This is a genomic window from Amycolatopsis rhizosphaerae, assembly GCF_007713715.1.
Lineage (GTDB): Bacteria > Actinomycetota > Actinomycetes > Mycobacteriales > Pseudonocardiaceae > Amycolatopsis_E > Amycolatopsis_E rhizosphaerae.
The window spans coordinates 1-3010 of sequence record NZ_VJWX01000673.1 but is presented as its reverse complement, the minus strand read 5'-3'; the positions used below and the strand labels follow the sequence as shown (position 1 = coordinate 3010).

2 protein-coding genes are annotated in these 3010 nt (G+C 70.7%); both read right to left on the bottom strand.

The annotated features are described in order from the left end of the window. Positions 1 to 2461: ATP-dependent Clp protease ATP-binding subunit (locus FNH05_RS35310; RefSeq protein ID WP_144593191.1), on the bottom strand; the 2461-nt coding region annotated here is incomplete at its 3' end. Positions 2462 to 2554: 93 nt separating this feature from the next. Then, on the bottom strand, positions 2555 to 3010 hold a 456-nt coding region (locus FNH05_RS35305; protein ID WP_144593190.1), incomplete at its 5' end, for a sigma-70 family RNA polymerase sigma factor.

The window sequence follows — 3010 nt, the reverse complement described above, 5'->3', positions numbered from 1 at the left end:
ATCCCGGCCCGACATCGCCGCGCAGCATCATCGTGGACAGCCGGTTGTCCAGCTCGCGCTGGATGGTGCGGCGCATCGGCCGGGCACCGAACTCCGGCTGGTATCCCGCGCGCGCCAGCCAGCTCACCGCTTCGGGGGTGAACTCGACCGTGACGTCCTGGGCGTGCGCGCGCCGCCGCGTGTGCTCCAGCAGGAGTTCGGTGATCTGCTCCAGCTGCTGGGCGTCGAGCTTGCGGAACACGATGATCTCGTCGATCCGGTTGAGGAACTCCGGCCGGAACTGTTCCCGCAGCCGCCGCAGCAGCCGCTCCCGCAGCGGCTGTTCGGTGTCGGCCTCGCGAGCCGGCGCGAACCCGAGCGCGCCCTGCGTGCCGCTGACGATCAGCTCGGACCCGATGTTGCTGGTCATGATCAGCACCGTGTTGGTGAAGTTCACCGTGCGGCCCCGGCCGTCGGTCAGCCGTCCGTCGTCGAGCACCTGCAGCAGCACGTTGAAGATCTCCGGGTGCGCCTTCTCCACCTCGTCGAACAGCACCACGGAATAGGGCCGCCGCCGCACCGCCTCGGTGAGCTGGCCGGCCTCCTCGTAGCCGACGTAACCGGGAGGAGCGCCGATGAGGCGGGACACGGTGTGCCGCTCGCCGTACTCGGACATGTCGATCCGGATCATCCGGTCCTCGTCGCCGAACAGCGCCTCCGCCAGCGCCCGCGCGAGTTCCGTCTTGCCAACGCCGGTGGGGCCGAGGAACAGGAAGCTCCCGAAGGGACGGTTCGGTTCGGACAGTCCGGCGCGGGAACGGCGCACCGCCTCGGCGACCGCGGCCACCGCCTCGTCCTGCCCGATGACCCGGCCGTGCAGGTGCTCTTCGAGCCGCAGCAACCGGTCGCGTTCGGCCTCGGTGAGCTGGCTGACCGGCACCCCGGTGAGCCGCGAGACCACTTCCGCGATGTCCTCGGCGGTCACCTCCAGCGCCCCCGAGGGCCGTTCGTTCGTGTTCGCCTCGCGCAGGCGCTCGCGCAGCCCGGCGATCTGGTCGCGCAGCCGGGAAGCGCGCTCGAAATCCTCCTCGGCCACCGCCTGGTCCTTGTCCCGCGTGAGTTGTTCCAGCCGGTTCTCCAGCTCCCGGACCCCGCTGGGCCGCCGTCCCGAGCGCAGCCGCACCCTGGCCCCGGCCTGGTCGATCAGGTCGATCGCCTTGTCCGGCAGGTACCGGTCGGTCAGGTACCGGTCGGACAGGTCGGCCGCGGCCACCAGCGCCTCGTCGGTGAACCGGACCTGGTGGTGCGCCTCGTAGCGGTCGCGCAGCCCGTGCAGGATGGCGACGGTGTCGTCGACGGTGGGTTCGGGTACCAGGATCGGCTGGAACCGGCGTTCCAGAGCCGGATCGTGCTCGATGTGCTGCCGGTATTCGTCCAGTGTGGTCGCGCCGACCACGTGCAGTTCACCGCGGGCCAGCGCCGGTTTGAGCATATTGCCCGCGCCCAGCGACCCCTCCGAGGCGCCCGCGCCGACCACGGTGTGCAGTTCGTCGATGAACACGATGAGGTCCGCGGAATGGGACCGGATCTCCTCCAGCAGGTGCGTCATCCGTTCCTCGAAGTCGCCGCGGTAGCGGGTGCCCGCCACCATGCCGGTCAGGTCGAGCTGGATCACGCGGCGGCCGGTCAGGATGTCGGGGACGTCGCCGTCGGCGATCCGCTGCGCCAGCCCCTCCACGATGGCCGTCTTGCCGACCCCGGCCTCCCCGATCAGCACCGGATTGTTCTTGGTGCGGCGGGAAAGCACCTCGATGGTCTGCTCGATCTCCTCGTCCCTGCCGACGACCGGGTCGATGCCGCCTTCGCGGGCCAGTCCGGTCAGGTCACGGCCGTACTGGTCCAGCGTCGGGGTGTCGGTGCGCTGCCGCTGCGTGCCCTGCGCGGCACCCCGCTCCGCGGGCGGGCCCTGCAGCGACTCGGGGGTGGCGCCGGACCGCGCCAGGATGCGGCCCGCCTCCGACTGCGGGTTCACCGCGAGCGCCAGCAGCAGGTGCTGCGGCCCGATGTAGGACGAGCCGAGGCTGCGGGCGATGTTGTGCGCGTCGAGCAGCGCCCGCTTGGCGCCGGGCGCGAGCGTGGCCGGGGTGCTCGGAGTACTGGGGCGGCCGCCTTCGCCGCCGCCCAGCCGGTCGATCTCCTCGGCAATCTCCTGCGGTTTCGCCCCCGAGTTCTCCATCAGCTGACGGGTCGCCGGCATCTGCGCGGCCGCCCAGAGCAGGTGCTCGGTGTCCACGTCGCTGCGGCCCTGTTCGGCCGCCTTCGTTGCCGCGTCCGAGATGAGTTCGCGGGCCTGGTTGGTCAGCAGCCGGGTGATGTCCACCGGATGCGGCTGGCGTCCGGGCATGGACTGGCCGAAGAACTGCGCCAGGAACTGGTCGAACGGGCTGGATCCCCCGGCGCCGCCGGGGAAGAAACCGGTCATGGGGACTCCTGGTCCTGGGTGTGCCGGCCGTGCACCACCGGCCGCCTGGTTCGGTGGTCGGCTACCCGTCGGTCACGACGGCGAAACGACGCTTCAGGGCTCCTCGGTGAGCTTCTCCCGCAGGTGCTGGAGGGTCTGCGCGAGCAGCCGGGACACGTGCATCTGCGAAATGCCCACGCGCTTGGCGATCTGGGTCTGGGTCATGTTCCCGAAGAACCGCAGCATGAGGATGGTGCGTTCCCGCTGCGGAAGCTCGCGCAGCAGCGGTTGCAGCGCTTCGTGGTTCTCCACCGATTCGATGCCGCTGTCCTCTTCGCCCAGGGTGTCGGCCAGTGAAGCCGATTCGCTTTCCTCGCCGGCGGGTTTGTCCACCGAAATCGCGTAGTAGGCGTTGCCCGCCTGCAGGCCCTCGCTGACCTCGTCGACGCTCAGGCCGAGGGCACGGGCGATCTCGGTGGGGGTGGGGGCGCGGCCCAGGCGCTGCCCGAGTTCGCCGCTGACCTGGCCGATCTGCAGGTGCAGTTCCTTCAGCCGTCGCGGCACCCGCAC